Source organism: Desulfosoma sp. (genome assembly GCA_037481875.1).
Classification (GTDB): Bacteria; Desulfobacterota; Syntrophobacteria; order Syntrophobacterales; family DSM-9756; genus Desulfosoma.
Window position 1 is genome coordinate 355287 of sequence record JBBFKY010000002.1, and the last position, 18225, is coordinate 373511.

The 18225-nt window shown below is 53.3% G+C and carries 15 protein-coding genes; 5 read left to right on the forward strand and 10 right to left on the reverse strand.

Annotated features, from left to right (window positions below; all coding sequences use genetic code 11):
- Positions 1 to 4: 4 nt before the first annotated feature.
- Complete coding sequence (gene queA, locus WHS46_04400; GenBank protein ID MEJ5347912.1) at positions 5 to 1060, reverse strand: tRNA preQ1(34) S-adenosylmethionine ribosyltransferase-isomerase QueA; 1056 nt, start codon at positions 1058 to 1060, stop codon at positions 5 to 7.
- Positions 1061 to 1258, reverse strand: coding sequence for a DUF2065 domain-containing protein (locus WHS46_04405; protein ID MEJ5347913.1), 198 nt, complete (start codon positions 1256 to 1258; stop codon positions 1061 to 1063).
- A 383-nt stretch (positions 1259 to 1641) separates the two neighbouring features.
- Here WHS46_04405 and alr point away from each other — a divergent pair, with 383 nt between their 5' ends.
- The 3 genes from alr to WHS46_04420 all read left to right on the forward strand — a co-directional run bounded on the left by alr (position 1642) and on the right by WHS46_04420 (position 5330).
- On the forward strand, positions 1642 to 2772 hold the full coding sequence (gene alr / locus WHS46_04410) for an alanine racemase (protein ID MEJ5347914.1): 1131 nt from the start codon (positions 1642 to 1644) through the stop codon (positions 2770 to 2772).
- A gap of 74 nt (positions 2773 to 2846) precedes the next feature.
- Positions 2847 to 4520 (forward strand): arginine--tRNA ligase, encoded by a 1674-nt coding sequence (gene argS / locus WHS46_04415; GenBank protein ID MEJ5347915.1) that lies wholly within the window; start codon positions 2847 to 2849, stop codon positions 4518 to 4520.
- Positions 4521 to 4571: 51 nt separating this feature from the next.
- Positions 4572 to 5330, forward strand: coding sequence for an SPOR domain-containing protein (locus tag WHS46_04420; protein MEJ5347916.1), 759 nt, complete (start codon positions 4572 to 4574; stop codon positions 5328 to 5330).
- A gap of 86 nt (positions 5331 to 5416) precedes the next feature.
- Here WHS46_04420 and WHS46_04425 read toward each other — a convergent pair whose 3' ends face one another.
- Positions 5417 to 6550 (reverse strand): GNAT family N-acetyltransferase, encoded by a 1134-nt coding sequence (locus tag WHS46_04425; GenBank protein MEJ5347917.1) that lies wholly within the window; start codon positions 6548 to 6550, stop codon positions 5417 to 5419.
- Positions 6551 to 6716: 166 nt separating this feature from the next.
- On the opposite strand from WHS46_04425, the gene WHS46_04430 reads away from it, so the two are divergent.
- Positions 6717 to 8087 carry a dipeptidase gene (locus tag WHS46_04430; GenBank protein MEJ5347918.1) on the forward strand — a complete coding sequence of 457 codons (1371 nt, stop codon included), beginning with the start codon at positions 6717 to 6719 and terminating at the stop codon, positions 8085 to 8087.
- A 15-nt stretch (positions 8088 to 8102) separates the two neighbouring features.
- Here the strand turns inward: WHS46_04430 and WHS46_04435 are convergent, their stop codons facing one another.
- The 7 genes from WHS46_04435 to hisS all read right to left on the reverse strand — a co-directional run bounded on the left by WHS46_04435 (position 8103) and on the right by hisS (position 16280).
- A complete protein-coding gene (locus WHS46_04435; protein MEJ5347919.1) occupies positions 8103 to 8396 on the reverse strand; it encodes a hypothetical protein in 294 nt (97 codons plus the stop codon).
- A 20-nt stretch (positions 8397 to 8416) separates the two neighbouring features.
- Positions 8417 to 9061, reverse strand: a complete 645-nt coding sequence (locus WHS46_04440; protein ID MEJ5347920.1) for a zinc-ribbon domain-containing protein — start codon at positions 9059 to 9061, stop codon at positions 8417 to 8419.
- 107 nt (positions 9062 to 9168) lie between these two features.
- Positions 9169 to 10497: a histidinol dehydrogenase gene (gene hisD / locus WHS46_04445; GenBank protein ID MEJ5347921.1), complete on the reverse strand. Its 1329-nt coding sequence runs from the start codon at positions 10495 to 10497 to the stop codon at positions 9169 to 9171.
- Positions 10494 to 11294 carry a septal ring lytic transglycosylase RlpA family protein gene (locus WHS46_04450; protein ID MEJ5347922.1) on the reverse strand — a complete coding sequence of 267 codons (801 nt, stop codon included), beginning with the start codon at positions 11292 to 11294 and terminating at the stop codon, positions 10494 to 10496. The genes hisD and WHS46_04450 overlap by 4 nt, the downstream gene beginning before the upstream one ends.
- Positions 11282 to 13129 carry a cache domain-containing protein gene (locus tag WHS46_04455; GenBank protein MEJ5347923.1) on the reverse strand — a complete coding sequence of 616 codons (1848 nt, stop codon included), beginning with the start codon at positions 13127 to 13129 and terminating at the stop codon, positions 11282 to 11284. Before WHS46_04455 ends, WHS46_04450 begins: the two co-directional genes overlap by 13 nt.
- 6 nt (positions 13130 to 13135) lie before the next feature.
- Positions 13136 to 14962 carry an aspartate--tRNA ligase gene (aspS, locus tag WHS46_04460; GenBank protein ID MEJ5347924.1) on the reverse strand — a complete coding sequence of 609 codons (1827 nt, stop codon included), beginning with the start codon at positions 14960 to 14962 and terminating at the stop codon, positions 13136 to 13138.
- Between the two features lie 46 nt (positions 14963 to 15008).
- The gene (gene hisS, locus WHS46_04465; GenBank protein MEJ5347925.1) at positions 15009 to 16280 is read right to left on the reverse strand and encodes a histidine--tRNA ligase; all 1272 of its coding nucleotides are present in this window, start codon (positions 16278 to 16280) and stop codon (positions 15009 to 15011) included.
- Between the two features lie 439 nt (positions 16281 to 16719).
- On the opposite strand from hisS, the gene WHS46_04470 reads away from it, so the two are divergent.
- On the forward strand, positions 16720 to 18114 hold the full coding sequence (locus tag WHS46_04470; GenBank protein ID MEJ5347926.1) for a sigma-54 dependent transcriptional regulator: 1395 nt from the start codon (positions 16720 to 16722) through the stop codon (positions 18112 to 18114).
- Positions 18115 to 18225: the final 111 nt, after the last annotated feature.

The window sequence follows — 18225 nt, forward strand, 5'->3', positions numbered from 1 at the left end:
ACCCCTAAACAATCAACATGGCGTCCCCGTAGCTAAAGAAGCGGTAGCCTCTGCGTATGGCTTCCCGGTAAGCGGCGAGAATCTTTTCGCGGCCCGCAAAAGCCGAAACCAAAAGAAGAAGGGATGTTTTGGGCAGATGAAAATTGGTGATCATTGCATCGACCACGCGGAATACATATCCAGGATAGATATAGTGATCGCATTCGCCGGACACGGCCGTCACCTCCCCGAAACGGCAGGCCGCCCATTCCAGCGTGCGTACCACAGTCGTTCCTACGGCGATCACGCGCCTTCCTTCCCTTTTCGCCCTTTGAATGGCCTCTGCCGTCTCCCGGCTCACCCGCACCACTTCCGAGTGCATGATATGGTCTCGAATGTCTTCCGTGCGCACCGGAGCGAAGGTGCCAAACCCCACATGCAAAGTGATTCTCACAAGCTGCACACCTCGACAAACCAGGTCTTCGAGGAGTTCCTTCGTAAAATGCAGTCCTGCCGTCGGCGCCGCCACAGCCCCCGGTTCTCGAGCATAGACCGTCTGATACTCTTCTCGGTCCTCTTCCCTTTTCGGCACCTTGGACCGTCGAATATAAGGCGGCAGAGGCACCCTGCCCTTCTTTTCCAAGAATTCCAAAATATTGTCATGATCAAAAACGATGTTCACCTGGCCGTTTTCAAAACGACGAAGGACGCGAGCCGTAAGCTCATCCTCCAAAAGTAAGCGCAGCCCTTCCTTGGGCGGCTTTGACGATTTGAGCAGGCATCGATACCCTTCGATCCTTCCTTCCTGGGGCGGTTTGTAAGGGTCAAGCACCAGAATATCCACGCGCCCTCCGGTTTCCTTGACCCCAAGAAGTCGAGCGGGTACCACACGGGTGTCGTTCATGACCAAAAGGTCTCCGGGCTGCAGGTAGGAGCCAACATCTCGAAATTGCCGATGTTCCAACTCACCCGTTCGGCGATGAAGCACCATGAGAGCACACCGGTCTCGAACCCGGCTGGGTGTTTGGGCCACAAGGTGTTCGGGGAGATCGTAGTCATAGTCTTGGAGTCTATAACTCATCTAGGGCCCTCCATGGCGACGCCCCAGGAAGACAAAAATGAGACCAAGGATCATAAGAACGGCGCCCAGAAGCCTCAATTGTCCCGTAGGAAGCGTGAGAATTTCCTGAAGCCATCTCTTCATTCGTTCGGGAAAAGCCATATAGGGCAACCCTTCAAGAAAAAAGAGAAGTCCCACCACGGTAAGAAAGTATTCCATGCCGAACACTCCCGTTCAATGCAGTCGTGGTTCCCCCACGGTCCCATGGGCCGGTCCAGACCTTTAAAGCTGTCCGGGAACGCACGATCACCGTCGCTTCGAATGCCATTTCACGGTAGGGCCAAGGCGGCGCCTCACTCCTATAAGCATGAAACCGATTTTTTTTCTTGGAGCGCGGGCCTTCGACCCGCTCATTCAGCGGGCGGGACACTTGCGCTCTCAAGGTAGATTCCCCTCAAGGACACGACCCTAGGCCCGATATGGCAATCACCCCAAGGGAACATCTTGGCACAAAAATCTGGATCGCCTATCATGCCAACCTCGGTTCTGTAAAGAGGCAGAGCGAGTGTTTGTTCCCCGAAGCACTGTAGAGGAAGGGGTGTATGGCGTTAAACTGGGTGGAAATTGATCTGGCGGCCTTGAGGCATAACTTGGCGCAGGTACGGCACCGAATTGGGCCACAGGCCGGAATCCTTGCCGTGGTCAAATCGGACGCTTACGGCCATGGCATGATCCCTGTCGCTAAGGAATTGGCCAAGGCAAGGGTGGACCTTTTCGGTGTTAGTAAATGTTGGGAAGCTTCCAAACTGCGTTCGGCCGGTATTTCACAGCCTATACTGGTCCTGGCCGGGATAGAACCAGCGGACGCACCGACCGTGATCCAGCAGGATCTTCGTCCCGCCGTTTATCGATTGGACCACTGCCGATTGTTGGAGCAGGCGGCTCAAGAAGCAGGTAAACGGGTGCACATCCATGTCAAGGTTGATACGGGTATGGGGCGCCTGGGTGTGCCCGTGCATGAGTTGGGACTGTTTCTGGAACAATTGGCCGGCCTGAAACATGTGAAGGTGGAAGGTGTTTTTTCCCATTTAGCCACATCCGATGAGGCCGACAAGGCTTTCAGCCATGAACAATTGCGAAAGTTTCGCAGTGCCCTTCAAATGTTCCACGATCGGTCCATTCCGTTCCAGTACGCCCATGTGGCCAACAGCGGTGCCGTTCTCGACATTCCCGAAGCCCATTATCAGTTGGTAAGGCCGGGAATCATGCTTTATGGGTCGGCGCCTTCCGATGAAATTCTGTATCCGGTACCGCTTCGGCCCGTCATGGCCTTGAAGACCAAAATCCTTCAAGTCAAATGGGTGCCGGCGGGTTACAGCATCGGGTACGGACGTACCTATGTCTGTTCCAGTCCGACACGTATTGCGACCATCGCCGTCGGTTACGATGATGGGTATCCCCGTGTCCTTTCCAACCGCGGTGAGGCCCTGGTGCGCGGCGTACGAGTGCCCATCGTTGGAAGAGTTTCCATGAATCTGATCACCTTGGATGTTTCCCATGTGCCGCAAGCCTCAGAAGATGACGAGGTGGTCCTTTTGGGAACTCAAGGAACCGAAACCATCACGGCGGAAGAAATCGCCCGAAAGGCACACACCATCAGCTATGAAATCTATTGCGCCATCGGCAAGAATCCTCACCGTCTTTTTCTGAATGGCTCCGGCGATCTTGCCTAGGGAGCTTCGGCGCATTATAAAGGCACGCTTCGTTAGTGAGGCGCTATGTTTCTTTGTCAAGGAGGGCTGTTATCATGACTCTTGTGCGATCCCGGCTTCAGGCCATGCTTGAGCAAGCGGCTCGATTGCTTCTCATGGATCAAGGTCTTAGTCCCGAAGAAGATCCGGTATTGGAGCTTGAAATTCCAAAAATTGCCGATCACGGTGACTATGCCACCAACGCCGCCATGGCCCTGACTCGGTTGCTCAAAAAAAACCCTAAAATCATTGCTGATGAACTGGTGCAACGGATGGAAGGCCGTGAGGCTCTTGTGGCCAAAACGGAAATCGCCGGTCCAGGGTTCATCAATTTCTTCGTTCGGCCCGACGTCTGGGGCGGGATTTTAGAGACTATTCACGAGGAAAAAGAAGCTTACGGCCGACAGACTTTTGGCGCGGGCATTCGGGTTCAAGTGGAATTCGTCAGCGCCAACCCCACAGGGCCGCTCCATATCGGTCATGGTCGAGGAGCCGCCGTCGGGGATGTGTTGGCCAACATTCTCAAAACCTGCGGCTACACCGTGGACAAAGAATACTATATCAACGATACCGGAAAACAAATGGACACTCTGGGCCGCAGTCTATATCTGCGTTACCTGGAATGCTTGGGAATGCCGGTGGATTTTCCCGACGATCATTATAAGGGCGATTACATGAAGGATCTGGCCAGGGAAGTGGTCGAACGGTTTGGGAATCGGTACGCATCGGTGCCGGAAAAGGAGGCTTTGCCTTTCTTTTCCCAATATGCCGGAGACCGTATTTTGGAAGGAATCCGTGAAGACTTGGAAGTCTTCGGGGTCATCCACGATGTGTGGTTCAGCGAAAGAACGCTTCATGAAAACGGTGCCCTGGAAAGCACCATCGAGGCCCTTGAAAAAAGCGGCCTGATCTATGAACAGGATGGGGCCAAATGGTTTCGCAGCACGGCCTACGGTGATGAAAAAGACCGGGTGGTAATACGGGCCAACGGCATCACCACCTATTTCGCTGCAGACCTGGCTTATCATAAAAACAAATATGATCGAAACTACGATTTGGTCATTGATATTTGGGGAGCCGATCATCACGGGTATGTGCCTCGAATGATGGCGGGAGTGCAAGCTCTGGGACGACGGCCTTCGGACCTTCGCATTATCCTTGTGCAGCTTGTCAATCTGCTTCGCGGCGGAAAACCTGTAGCCATGTCTACGAGAGCCGGGGAGTTTGTCACTTTGCGGGAGGTTGTGGACGAAGTCGGCAAAGATGCCGCTCGCTTCCTCTTCCTCATGCGCCGCTCCGACAGCCCTCTGGACTTTGATTTGGAAACAGCGAAAAAACACAGCAGTGAAAATCCCGTCTACTATGTCCAGTATGCGCATGCGAGGCTGTGCAGTGTCTTTGAGGTGGCGGAGGAAAGAGGCATCCCCACCTCTTGGCAGACCCTACCCAACCTCCATCGCCTGACGGAACCTACGGAATGGGAGCTCATGAAACAGTTGGGCGAATTTCCGTATGTGTTGGAAACCGCCGCCCGAAATCTGGAACCCCACCGTATTCCCTATTACCTGATGGATCTGGTTTCCGCGTTTCATAGCTACTACAACCACAATCGCATTTTGGGCGACGACCAGGAACTGACTCAAGCTCGACTTTATTTGGCCGACGCTGTTAGAACGGTCATTCGAAACGGGCTGAATGTCCTGGGAGTGTCAGCACCTCAGAAGATGTGAAAAGACAGGATTGAAAGGACCTGGACGCCCAAGACCTGAAGAGTTTCGACCATGAGTCGCCTCAAAGAACGCATTCAACAGTATGAGGAAGAGAACGATCGCCGTTGGATTCGTATTCACCTCACTGGGGTTCAGGCTTTTCTTTGCGTGGTGGTTTTCTTTCTTTCCATGACCTGTGTGTTTGTGGCAGGTCTTTTGACTGGTCGAGGTGTTTCCAAAGAATCGCGTGAATCCTTAACGGTAACGGGAACCTTTTATCGTCTTTTGGGATTGCGTTCGTCCTCGGAAGAACCTGTGGACAATGCTTCCGAAACATGGATTCCCGCAGAGAAGATTCTGGCTTCTTTGGAATCGGAAAGAGAACTGGCTACAGGCCAAAAGCCGACTTCCGGCCCGGCATCACCAACAGTCGCCGCCTCGTCCGCCCGTCTCCGTCGTGTCCCGGATCCGCAAGCGCCGGCAAACACTGCCGGTGAGGCGGAACAGCCCGCTCTTTCTTCGGTCCCGCAAGAGGAAGCTTCGGAGACGCCGCCGCCTGCGCCAACTTCTTCTGAAGCCTACGCTATCATGGTGGCTTCCATGCGCCGACAGGAAAACGCGGTGGCCTTGACGGAACGGCTGAAGAAAAAAGGTTACAAGGCCACCATGGAAAAGATCGCCGTAAACGATCAGGATGTGTGGTATCGTGTGATTTTAGGAGGATTTGAATCCAGACAAAAAGCCCTGGAGCATGCGGCTCGGCTCAACAAGGAAGAACAACTCCAGGCGATCGTCATTCGCCGCGAAAGTTCCGGATCCACGGAGAATTGAAGGGCCTCTCGTGCCCACCCAATCCTCAAAAGCCCCCTGCAGGGCCGGCACGACGTGGAACCCGTCCCGCCATCAACGGAAAATTCTTAACGAACGTGACGCCCTGTATCCCGAGCTGCTACCTCGTAGCGACCCAAAATGGAGTGCGCCGTCTGCATGGCTTCTTCACCATAAAATTTAATGTAATGCTGTACGCTGGTGCTTTCAAAACCCCGGTAGCTTTTGTGTTCCCCTCCAAAACCCGGATCAAACGTCTCCATCCCATGACTTATGGCGTAGCGAATAGGCTCATAATAGCACACTCCGAAGTGAAGAAACGGTATTCGATCGTAACTGCCCCAGTACCTTCCATAAAGATGCCGACCTTTGTAATAAAAGACGGCCATGGCCAAAAGATCTCGGCCTTTGTGAGCGACCGAAAAGAGAAGGCGATGCCGGAACAGACGCCCGAGCAGATGAAAGAAACGGCGGTTCAGAAAAGGTCGAATGTCATGACCCATATATTTTCTCCAGGTCAGGCAGTACAGGTCGAACATGATGTCATAGTATTCTTCGGGAACATCTTCTCCGGGCATCATGGTCAATCGAATCCCTTCCGCCTGAAGGTCACGCATTTCGCGACGAATCTTATGGCGCCGTGAAGCCCGAAAATTCTCCAGAAAATTATCAAAGCTTTGGTAACCCTTATTGTGCCATAAACAGTATTCGCTTCTAAGCCCGACAAACCCCTTGCGCAGCAAGGTTTCATGAATCCCCCGGGAAGCATCTGAAAAGAAATAGATACGCCATGTGGCAAAGCCTCGCGTTTCACACACGAAATCAACATATTCCGAAACAACGTCATAAATTCTTGCGGCATCCTGTTCCGAACCGTAAAGAAATCGGTAGGCGGGCACGGGTGTGAGAGGCACGGTAGCCATAAGGCCGACATAGTACGGAAAGCCGGTCAGTTCCCCGAGAAAACGCAGCAGACCGCCGTCACCAAATTCGACCCAGGGTCGAGTCCTTTCGTAAAGCGGCGCGATGGCTACCAGCTGCCCATCGTCATAGGCCAAGATGTGTCGAGGTATATAACCCCGTTCCGGACTCAACACACCGGATCGTTCCAGGGCATAAAGGTACTCCCACTCCATCATCGGAGCCGCCTGTCGACTCAGGCGATTCCAGACGGCCGGATCCACCCGTTCCACGCCAGAAACCATTTCAAATCGCACAGCCATAGTGCTTTGTCCCTCGCCGTGTCTTTGTGGTGCCAGGATCCTATTCCAGGACCTCGATCAGGTCAACGGCAGGAAGATTCTTTGCGAAGCCGACAAAAGGTTGTATGGTGCGCTATGGCTCAATCGAGCTCAAAACAATCCCTGCATTCAAAAGGAGCGGATCTCGATGAATCTATCGGATGTTTTTCAAAAGATCGACACCAATCTGGACCGGTATGTCAGAGAGCTTAAAGAGCTTTTGGCCATTCCCAGTGTCAGTACGTACTCTCACCATCGCAGCGATGTACGCCGCGCCGCCGAATGGGTCCTCAACCATTGTAAGCGCATAGGTCTGGAAGCTCGACTTCATGACACAGGGGGACATCCCGTGATCACGGCGTCGCGATGCCCCCATCCGGATCGTCCGACCCTGCTTATTTACGGGCATTACGACGTGCAACCTGTGGAACCAGAAGAAGAATGGAACACAGCGCCCTTTCAGCCAACAGTACGAGATGGTTTCATTTATGCTCGCGGAGCCAGCGACGACAAGGGACAGTTTTTCACTTACCTCAAAGCTTTGGAAGTGGTGCTGGCCACGAAGGGAGACCTGCCCATCAATGTCAAGATCTTGGTGGAAGGCGAAGAAGAAATTGGGAGTCCCCATCTAGACGCTTTTTTACGCAAAAGCCGAGACACGCTTAAAGCGGATGCCATCGCCGTTTCCGACGGTGCCCAGTTTTCAGAGACTGTTCCCGCCATCACTTACGGCCTGCGCGGCCTCTCTTACCTGGAACTCATTGTTCAAGGACCTCGAACCGATCTCCATTCGGGAAGTTTCGGCGGCGTGGCTCCCAATCCTATTCATGCCCTGGTAACTCTTCTGGCTCAATTGAAAAACCCCGATGGAACCATCGCCATTCCAGGATTCTATGACTCCGTAGCCCCCTTGGAACCGTGGGAGCGGGAGGCCATGAGAGCCCTACCCTTCGACGAAGACAAGTTAAAAGCCTATCTGGGATTGTCTTTTCTTTGTCAAGAACCGGGGTACAATGCCCTGGAATCCAAAACCGCTCGACCCACTCTGGATATTAACGGCATCTGGGGCGGGTTTTCGGGAGAAGGTGCTAAGACCGTGATTCCAGCCAAGGCAGGCGCCAAGGTGAGTATGCGCTTGGTGCCGCATCAAAAGCCGCAAGAAATAGCCGAACTTTTTGTTCGTTACGTCATGCAACTATGCCCCAAGGAAGTGCAGCTTCAGGTGAAGGCCCTACACGGGGCCGATCCCGTGCTGGTTTCCAGGGATCTGCCTCAGGTACAGGCGGCGGCTCGAGCCATAGAAAAGGGCTTTGGAGTGTCCCCCGTGTTCATTCGCGAAGGAGGGTCCATTCCCATCGTCAATCTCTTTCGGGAGGTCTTGGGACTGGAGGCGATTCTTCTTATGGGATGGGGGCGCCCTGACGATGGAGCTCATGCTCCCAATGAACGGTTTGCACTGAAGGATTTCAAGAACGGTATTCGTTCCGCGGCGGCACTCTTTTTCGAAATGTGGGAGTGAGGCGGCCGCTGACGCCTAATGGCGGTCGCCTTCATAAATCACCAGAGGCTGTTCGTCTCCGTAAGCGGCGCGGATTTCCTCCAGAAGCTGGTTTGTCGCCTGCTCGATGCGGGTCACATCCTGCTCGCTTACATTTTCTTCTGTCACATGCTGCAAGGATTCCTTAAGGCGAAGGAATTGCTTAATGATTTCCGGACGAATCTTGCCCTCGCCTAGATGATTGTTCAGGTCCAAGATGGTGTTTACGCAGCTTTCCACCCGCGCTCGAAAGTGCTTGGAACGCTGCGTTTTGCCACCGCGACGGAACATGCGAATCCAGGATTTACCGATCAGAGTTGCCCCCTTTCTTCCAAAGCCTCTTTGAAGATTCGATAAAAACTTCGAGCTTTCTTCATCTCGCTTTGCAGGACGGGTTGCATTCTTGGCAGATCGTTTGTGTGAATGATCAAATCAGCTTCCTTACGAAATGCAGCCATGGAATCCATGGTGCGGTCCCAAGGGCTCAGAAGACAGACAAAAAGGTTTCGGCGCTGAGCCATGGGAAGGGTTTTTAAAAAATCCACAATCACATGACGCCGGTCCCTCTCGTTTACGGGTTCTTCCAGAACCAGCACTTCGTAACCGCCCTGGCGCAGTCGCCGTACCGTACGATCCGGATCGTCTTCTACATAGGTCTGAAAGCCCATGTCTTTCAGACCTTGAATCAGCACAGGTTGTCGTTGAGGTTCAACACAGACCAGAGCCGCTCTGACATCCTTTTCCAAAATGTCCAGGAAAGCATCGTCATAGCCGGTATCCACCTCCGGGAGATCCTCTTGAGCCTGTGCCAGGGTGCTCGAAGATTGTTCCACAGCCCCGCGCACAAGGATGGTGTTTCGGCATCGAGGACACTGGACTCGAAAGGACTTTCCTGAAGGAATTTTTTCCTCAGGCAGGCTCAAAGACGTGTGGCATTGTTCACAGGTGATTTTCACGGGCATCGCCCCTTTTGTGCTCTCAAGTGCATCCAACTTCCTTTATTGGAGCCTTCCTTGTGTTTTTAAGCCATCCTAAAGCCCGAGGTCAACCCGCAACATGGGGCTTAGACTCGCTTTTTGTGACCAAAGGGGCTACGAACCTGAACAGAGCGGGCATGGGCTTCCAAGCGCTCCAAGGATGCCAAAGCCATCACAGCGGAAGCGTCTCGTTGAAAAGCTTCTTGAGTATAAGACAGCACGGTGGTTTTCTTGTAAAAGGTTTCCACCCCCAAAGCCGAGGCAAACCGGGCCGTGCCGCTTGTGGGCAACACATGATTGGGGCCTGCAAAATAATCCCCTAAAGCTTCCGGGGTGTGGAATCCCATGAAGACCGCTCCGGCATGCTGCACGTAAGGAAGCAACGACCAGGGATCTTCCACAAGAAGTTCCAGGTGCTCCGGGGCCAAACGATTGGCCACTTCCACCGCCTCATGCAAGGTCTGTGTTTGAATAACGGCCCCATAGCGAGCCAAAGCTTGGCGAGCGATTGCGTGTCGAGGAAGATCGGCGGTTTGTCTTTCCAAAGCGGCCGGAACTTCCAAAGCCAGTTGAGCATCGTTGGTAATGCACACGGCGCTGGCCATGGGATCGTGTTCAGCTTGGCTCAAGAGATCCGCCGCCACGTACTGAGGATCAGCTGAATGATCAGCGACCACCACCACCTCGCTGGGCCCTGCAAAACCATCTATACCCACACGACCTGCCACCATCTTTTTGGCCAATGTGACGTAAATGTTTCCCGGCCCGACCAGAACATCTACAGGGGCCACACGTTTTGTGCCATAAGCCAAAGCGGCGACCGCCCAAGCACTGCCGATTCTATGAACGCGGTGAACGCCCGCTTCTCGCGCCGCTACAAGAAGATAGGGATTGAGTGTGCCGTCTCGACGCGGCGGCGAAACCATGGCGATATCTGAAACACCCGCCACCACGGCTGGCACGGCGGTCATGAGCACCGTGGAAACCAAAGGTGTTTCCCCTCCTTGCCCTCCCGGCACATACAAGCCGGCGGCTTTGACAGGCCTCACAAGTTGTCCCATGTAACACCCGTCTGAACGCGTCATGAACCAGGATTTTTGCTTCTGATTTTCATGGTAGGCATAAATATTGTCTCGCGCTCGACGTATAACGTCCACCATGGCAGGATCCGCCGCCTTGTAGGCTTGATCGATTTCTTCGGAAGACACGGTCAGATGGTCCGCGGAAAATTCCGGGGCATCATACACCCGCGTAAACCGCACCAAAGCCTCATCCCCTTCGTGCCTTACAGCTTCGATCATTTCATGAACCCGTTGCTGCACTTCGGGATCCACGGTCACCTGTCGTCCCGTCACCACATCGAAAAACCGTTCGGCTTCCGCAGAAGGATATGTCCACACCGGTACCATTTTCATTGGCCCTCCAGAGCGATCACAAAGGAGTCACTAAATCCGTTTCGCCGGAATGTTTCCACGGACTGCATGGCTTGATCCAGATCCCTATAAAAGCCGACTTGAACTCTGTAAAAAGTGGATCCATTGACGGACGCAACCCGCACGGCGACGGAGCCATACCGCTTGTCCATTTCCTTTTTGAAACGATGCGCATTGTCGGCATTTTGAAAAGAAGCCACCTGAACAGCGAAAGGTCCCAGGCGATAGGGTCGCACCGGTTCCACTTGCCATGAAGGAGCGGATCCTGCCACATAAACCGGATTGGTCACGCGAACGGCTTCCACCACAACGGGGGCGGTGCCCACGGTGTGAATGCCGAGAGCTCGTGCCGCTTCGTAAGATAGATCGATAACGCGCCCGGCGACAAAGGGACCGCGGTCGTTGATGCGAACGATAATGGAGCGGCCCGTTCGTTTGTCTGTCACTTTCACATGGGTGCCGATGGGAAGAATCTTGTGAGCGGCGGTCATGGCGTACATGTTGAAAGGCTCGCCGCATGCCGTAGGTCGACCGTGAAAGTCCGGACCATACCAACTGGCATACCCTTCCTCACGAAAGCCTTCGGCGCTGGGAATAGGGTAATACCACACGCCGTTGATCTGGTAAGGTTTTTGAGTGCCCAGAGGCGGGGGGGATCCCGGAGGGGTAACGCCTGGGGAAGGCGGCTTTTTCGGCGCACAGCCCGCCCCGATCAAAGCGACGAGGATCAGCGCAACCCCTAAAGCTTTCGATGCCCCTTGCACCGTCACGCGCCCCACGAACGTCCGTTCTTTTCCATTTCTTCCATTTTGGCCAGGTCTTCAAAGCGGATATCAATGCCCAAAATGCCCACGATTTCTTCAAGCTCATTGCGAATAGGAGCCGAAACCGTGATGCACAGGGCTCCCGTATACCGGGATGTATAAAAGTCCGTAATGTGCACCTTACCGTCCCGCATAGGTTCAATAAACCAAGGACGATCCGAAAGGTCTTCACCCACCTGAGCGGCTTCGTATTTGGCACGATCCACGATATGGACAATGTTTCGAGTGATCTTTCGGCCTTCGGCATCCGTGACGTAAACGTACTGAATAAAGGGGTTGAGTTCCAGAAGCGTTTGCAACACGGGTTCTTGCAAAGATGGGTCCATGCTCTTGATGGCCGCGTTTTCCACCACTTCCGCCACCAGGTGAGCAGCCAGAGATCGGGCCCTCTCTTTGAGCCGATCAAATTCGCTCACGAAGAATTCCGGCAGGTACCGTCGTGCCCATCGTTCCAATTCCTCGTTGGAGATGGATGTGGTGCGTCCCGCCGCATATTCTTCCATGACTCGTTTGTGAATCTTGACAATACCCGGATGGCGCTTATCAAGCCTTTGGTCTCCCGTCAGCTTGAGCCGATTGTTGACCCAGTAAGCGATACCGGCCACACCCGATTTGTCGGTAATGATGACGCTCACAGGCCGTTTCAAAAGACGCTGTGTATCAAAAATGTTATAAATTTCTTCGTCTTTGACCAGCCCATCCGCATGAATGCCGGCTTTTGTGGCGTTGAAATCTTCCCCGACAAACGGATAATTGGGTGGAATACGATATCCTAGTTCTTTCTCAAAATATTGCGCCGCGTCGGTGATGGCCGTTGTATCAATGCCATCCATGGACCCTCGAAGGCCGATGTATTCAATGAGCAGTCCCTCGATGGGCGCGTTGCCGGTCCTTTCTCCAAAACCCAACAGGGTGCCGTTGGCGCCGCTGCATCCGTAAAGCCAGGCCGTGGCGGCACATACCAAGACTTTGTGAAAATCGTTATGCCCATGCCATTCCAACAGATGTCCCGGAACCCCCGCTTCGTCGATGAAAGCTCGAACCAGTTTGGGCACACTGCGCGGTAAAGCGGCTCCCGGGTATGTCACCCCGAAACCCATGGTGTCGCACAGCCGAATCTTGATGTCGATCCCGCTTTCTTCGCGAAGCTTCATGAGCTCTATGGCAAAGGGAATACAAAATCCGTAGGTGTCGGCGCGGGTTACGTCTTCAAAATGACATCTTGGCCGAATCCCTTTTTCCAGAGCGACCTTGACAATGGACAGATATTTTTCCAGGGCTTCCTTACGGGTCATCTTCATCTTGAGAAAGATGTGATAGTCGGAAACAGACGTGAGAATCCCCGTTTCCTTTAACCCCGCATCCACCACCAGCTGAAGGTCCGCAGGGACGGCTCTCACCCAACCCGTGATTTCAGGATACCTGTACCCTTTGGCTAGGCAAGCTTCCAGAGCTCGACGATCTTTATCCGTGTAAAGAAAAAACTCGGACTGTCGAATCACGCCGTGAGGCCCGGCCATACGGTGGAGGAACTCAAAGATTCGAACGATCTGCTCCACGGTATAAGGAGGTCTCGCCTGCTGCCCATCTCGAAAGGTCGTGTCTGTAATGAAAATGTCTTCCGCCGGGTCGATGGGCAGCAGTTTGTGATCGAAATCGATCTTCGGTACTTCCACATAAGGAAAAACATTCCGCATGAGATTGGGTTCAGAAACATCCACCAAGCGGTGATGCCAAAACGAAGAATGTTCGTGGTCAAGGACGCGTTTCTTTTCGTTCCACCGGGCCATGGAGGTTTATCTCCCCTCTTTTTCCACCCTGATACACAATTCCAACAACTGGTTCACATCCGGTTCCGACGGCGCCCCGCTCATGAGGCAGGTGGCCTTTTGAGTTTTTGGAAAGGCGATCACATCCCGAATGGATGCAGACCCCGTCATGAGCATCACAAGGCGGTCGAAACCAAAGGCGATCCCGCCGTGAGGCGGCGCGCCGTACTGGAGAGCGTCCAGAAGAAAACCGAATTTTTCTCGAGCTTCCTGCTGACTGATACCTAGAGCCGCAAAGATTTTCTTCTGCACATCTTCACGATGAATTCGAATGCTTCCTCCTCCGATTTCCGTGCCGTTAAGCACCAAATCGTAGGCGCGGCTGCGTACCTTGAGCGGGTCGTTTTCCAAAAGATCCATATCCTCTTCCAAGGGGGATGTGAAGGGGTGATGCACCGCCACATAGCGTTTTTCGTCCGGATCCCACTCGAGGAGAGGGAAATGGGTGATCCAACAGAAACGATACTCCCCTTTGTGAACCAGGCTCAACTGTTGGGCCAGACGAAGACGAACGTTCCCTAATGTTTCATGCACGACCTTTGATTGATCGGCCATGAAAAACAAGATATCTCCAGGTTGAGCCTCCATCTTTTCCGTGATGGCGTCTCGCAGCGACGGATCAAGGAACTTGGCAATGGGCGATTGCCATCCATCCGGCTGCAGCTTGGCCCAAGCCATTCCCTTGGCGCCGAATTCCTGAGCGTAGTGCACCAAGTCGTCCAAGTCCTTTCGAGAAAGGCGCCCGCCCTCGGGAATTCGAAGGCTTTTCACCAGACCTCCACGTTCCACGGCCTCTCGAAACACGCGAAATTCACAACCTTTGACCAGGTCCGTCAGATCCGTCAGTTCCAATCCGAAACGCAGGTCCGGTCGGTCCGTTCCATAGCGGTCTATAGCCTCGCGGTAGGAAAGACGCGGAAACGGTATGGAAAGCTCCAGTCCTAAAAGGTTCTTGAACAAGTTGGAAATCCACCCTTCGATCAGGGCGTAGACGTCCTCTTCTTCAATGAAACTCATCTCCAGGTCCAACTGGGTGAACTCAGGCTGGCGATCCGCTCGAAGATCCTCATCCCTGAAGCATTTCACAATCTGCATGTAGCGTTCAAGGCCGGCCACCATGAGCAGCTGTTTGAAAAGTTGAGGCGACTGGGGCAAGGCGTAGAACTTGCCGGGGTTGACACGAGACGGCACCAAGTAGTCCCGAGCGCCTTCCGGTGTGCTCTTGGTGAGCACCGGGGTTTCCACTTCGATAAAACCCCTTTCGGCGAAATAGTTTCGCGTCAGAAACGCCGCTCGATGTCTCAGGCGCAGATTGGCCTGCATACAAGGCCGGCGCAAATCCAAGTAACGGTACTTTAACCGAACACTTTCACTGGCTTCCGTGTCATCTTCGATAAGAAACGGAGGTGTTTTGGCCACATTGAGAATTTTTAAGCAAGAGACCAGAACCTCGATATCCCCTGTGAGCAACTTGGGATTGGCCATCCCTTCAGGACGCCGGCGCACTGTGCCTCGAACTGCAATCACGTATTCATTGCGTAAGTCGTGCGCCGTCTCATGGGCCACGACGTCCGCTTGAGGGTCAAAGACTATTTGGGTGATGCCTTCGCGGTCTCTCAGATCCACAAAGATCAAGCCGCCATGATCTCGGCGCCTCTGCACCCAACCCATCAATACCACTTCCAGGCCCGTATGATCCAGCCGCAGACTGCCACAGTCGTGGGTGCGGCGCCATCCATTCAACGACGATAAATCCAAGCTTTGGGTTTCTAGAGATTTTGCCTGCTGATCCACTGCCCGCTCCTATGCACTCTTCGTTACATCATCCATCAAGGAAAATTCATGTGTTTTTGAAAGTTCGATGTGCCCCGAAAAACCTGACCACATTTTCAAGCGCAATTTCCGTCTGTTCTTTGGCCGCCATGTGTCGCACCGTCACTCGACCCTTTGCCAACTCCTCTTCACCGACAATGACCACATAAGCCGCCCCCAGCTTGTCAGCTCGACGCATCTGGCTCTTGAGGCTTCCTCCCCCGTGGGCCAATTCCACGGCAACACCCTGCGCGCGCAAATCTTGGGCAAGCCGAAAGGCCTCGGTCACCGGTTTCTCCCCAAGAATGGCAATAAAAACATCGGGTTTCTTGAAATCCAGGGTTTCCTCCTGTTGCAACAAAAGAATGATGCGTTCCATGCCGATGGCAAACCCGATGCCCGGCAGATCCGGACCTCCAAGATCACGCATCAGGCCGTCGTAGCGCCCGCCGCCTCCCACGGCGTTTTGGGCTCCAAGACGATCTGTGATGACCTCAAAGGTCGTGCGCATGTAATAATCCAACCCCCGAACCATTCGTGGATCTACGGCATAGGATACCTGAAGATGGGACAAATAGTGTAAAACCTTGTCAAAATGTCGGCGACATGCCTCGCACAAATACCGCACAAGTTCGGGAGCATCGTTGAGAGCCTCACGGCATCGGTCCACTTTACAATCAAAGACCCGCAAAGGGTTCACGTGGCGACGCCGATCACAATCGGGACAAAGTTGTGATGCCCTGTCCTGAAGAAACGTTTTTAAGTCGTCCCGAAACAAAGGGCGACATTTGGAACATCCCAAGGAATTGACATGAAGTCCAATGTCCTTGAGGCCGATACGCTGCAGGAAGTCGCACAACATGGCCATGACTTCGGCGTCCAACAAGGGATCGTCAATGCCAAACACTTCGGCGTCAATCTGGTGAAACTGTCGGTATCGCCCCTTCTGCGGCCTTTCATGGCGAAACATGGGGCCGATGGTGTAGAATTTTCGAGCCGATGGATCCGCTTGAAGATTGTGCTCGATGAAGGCCCGAACCACCGACGCGGTTGCTTCCGGACGCAGAGCCAACCATTGGCCTTTGCGGTCCTGGAAAGCATACATTTCCTTTTCCACAATATCCGTGCTTTCCCCGATGCTGCGAGCGAAAAGCTCCAATTTTTCCACAATGGGTGTTCGTATTTCACGATACCCATAAAGCTCCAGGACTTCCCGAGCCGTCGTTTCAACCTTTTGCCACCAGTGAACGGCATCCGGTAAAATGTCGTTCATTCCGCGAATCGCTTGCACTCGTTCCACACCTCACCCTTCCGCTTCGCTCTCTGGGCTTTTCACCAGAGCCCGTGAGCGGGAAAAATAGCATGCTGTTTCCACGACTCCAATCTCAAATCATAAAAGGTTTCCTGTAGAAAACGGTCCCAGCAAAGTCAAGGAAAACCTGGAATCCGGCAGGTCCGGCCGGTCTTATCCCTTATAGGGGCGCACCGGTGTATGCGCCCCATATTCCCCCACCGACCATGGTCTTTCGGGGCGGACACGTGGGGCCGCCCCTACGGATGGTGTGCGTTCGCTTCTGCTCCTTTCAAAAGGTCTAAAAGTTCCTGTCGGTTCCTGCTCATCTAAAGATTTCGAAAACCCAACCTATCGTCAAAGTCTTGACTGCGTAACAAAATCCTTTACACTGCAGACAGTGGTCTCACGGCAACCCACCACGGCCTTTGAAGGCAAGGAGCGGCGGATGGAGTCACAGGTACCTCTGAGCGATATCCTCGTTGTGGATGACACTCCGGAAACCCTGCAATTGATCGTGGAAGGACTCCAGGAAGAAGGTTACCGAGTGGACATGGCTTCCAGCGGCATGGAAGCCGTCAAGAAAGCGTCGCAACATACCTACGACATCGTTCTCACGGACTTGGTCATGCCAGGTATGGACGGCATGCAGGTCCTCGCCCATTTCGCCGAAAATTATCCCGAAACGGCCGTGATCGTTTTGACCGGTTATGCCACTATTGAAACGGCCGTGGAGGCCATGAAGCGTGGAGCTTTTGACTACCTCACCAAACCGGCCAAGTTGGATGAGATTTTGGTGGTTTTGGAGCGAGCCAGGGAATTTCTTGCTCTGCGTTCGGAAAACGACCTTTTGAAATCCCAACTTCAAGCCCGGTACGGCTTTGACAAAATCATCGGCCAAAGTGCGGCGATGCAGTCTATCTACCGCATTATTGAACGTGTCGCCAGAACCGACACCACTGTCCTCATCACAGGAGAAAGCGGTACCGGCAAGGAACTCATTGCCAATGCCATTCACTACAACAGTGAACGCAGGGATAAACCTCTGGTGCCCATCAACTGTGGGGCCATTCCAGAAGAACTTCTGGAAAGCGAGCTTTTCGGCCATGAAAAAGGAGCTTTCACCGGAGCTCTCAGGGACCGCAAAGGCCGATTTGAATTGGCTCACCAAGGCACGGTGTTTTTGGACGAAATCGGGGATATGAGTCCCAAACTGCAAGTGAAGTTGTTACGGTTCCTGCAAGAAAGAAAATTCGAGAGAGTGGGTGGATCTCGTACCATTGAAGTCGATGTGCGTATCATTGCCGCCACAAACAAGGATTTGGAAAGCGCCGTGAAAAACGGCGCTTTTCGAGAAGACCTTTATTTTCGACTGAACGTGATTCCTATTCACGTCCCGCCCTTGCGTCAACGCGAAGGCGATGTCCCCATCCTCGTACAGCATTTTCTTCGTCTGCACTGCCAGAAAAAGGGATTATCCTTGAAGAAAATGGCGAAGGAAGCCCTGGAATGTATGGAATCCTACGATTGGCCGGGAAATGTTCGGGAACTGGAAAACCTCATTGAACGCTTGGTCATTCTCACAGAAAATGACGTTATTCACCTCCAAGATTTACCGGAACGCCTTCGAAAAGTCGCCCCGAAACCCACAACCCCTTCGATTGAAATTGGCGAAGAAGGCATCGACCTTAAACAGGTCCTTGAAGATCTGGAAAATAAACTGATCCTTGACGCTCTCAGAAAAGCCGGCGGTGTCAAAAATCAAGCCGCCAAGCTTCTGGGGCTCAACCGCACCACCCTTATTGAAAAATTGAAGAAAAAACAGTTAGACCTGCACGCGTAAAACTCCCCTCTTACTACCGCAACTAATTATGCCAGCTGGTCTGGGTGTCTCACAGAGCTCTCGGGTTCCCGCCTTTCATGCCCAAAACGCTATAGAAACGCCATTTTGGCG

Excerpts from the sequence above, each read along its gene's own strand:
- hisD (MEJ5347921.1), bottom strand. The coding sequence starts at position 10,497 with ATGAAAATGGTACCGGTGTGGACATATCCTTCTGCGGAAGCCGAACGG.
- queA (MEJ5347912.1), bottom strand. The coding sequence starts at position 1,060 with ATGAGTTATAGACTCCAAGACTATGACTACGATCTCCCCGAACACCTT.
- WHS46_04430 (MEJ5347918.1), top strand. The coding sequence starts at position 6,717 with ATGAATCTATCGGATGTTTTTCAAAAGATCGACACCAATCTGGACCGG.
- WHS46_04455 (MEJ5347923.1), bottom strand. The coding sequence starts at position 13,129 with ATGGCCCGGTGGAACGAAAAGAAACGCGTCCTTGACCACGAACATTCT.
- WHS46_04420 (MEJ5347916.1), top strand. The coding sequence starts at position 4,572 with ATGAGTCGCCTCAAAGAACGCATTCAACAGTATGAGGAAGAGAACGAT.
- WHS46_04405 (MEJ5347913.1), bottom strand. The coding sequence starts at position 1,258 with ATGGAATACTTTCTTACCGTGGTGGGACTTCTCTTTTTTCTTGAAGGG.
- WHS46_04470 (MEJ5347926.1), top strand. The coding sequence starts at position 16,720 with ATGGAGTCACAGGTACCTCTGAGCGATATCCTCGTTGTGGATGACACT.
- alr (MEJ5347914.1), top strand. The coding sequence starts at position 1,642 with ATGGCGTTAAACTGGGTGGAAATTGATCTGGCGGCCTTGAGGCATAAC.
- WHS46_04435 (MEJ5347919.1), bottom strand. The coding sequence starts at position 8,396 with ATGTTCCGTCGCGGTGGCAAAACGCAGCGTTCCAAGCACTTTCGAGCG.
- argS (MEJ5347915.1), top strand. The coding sequence starts at position 2,847 with ATGACTCTTGTGCGATCCCGGCTTCAGGCCATGCTTGAGCAAGCGGCT.
- WHS46_04425 (MEJ5347917.1), bottom strand. The coding sequence starts at position 6,550 with ATGGCTGTGCGATTTGAAATGGTTTCTGGCGTGGAACGGGTGGATCCG.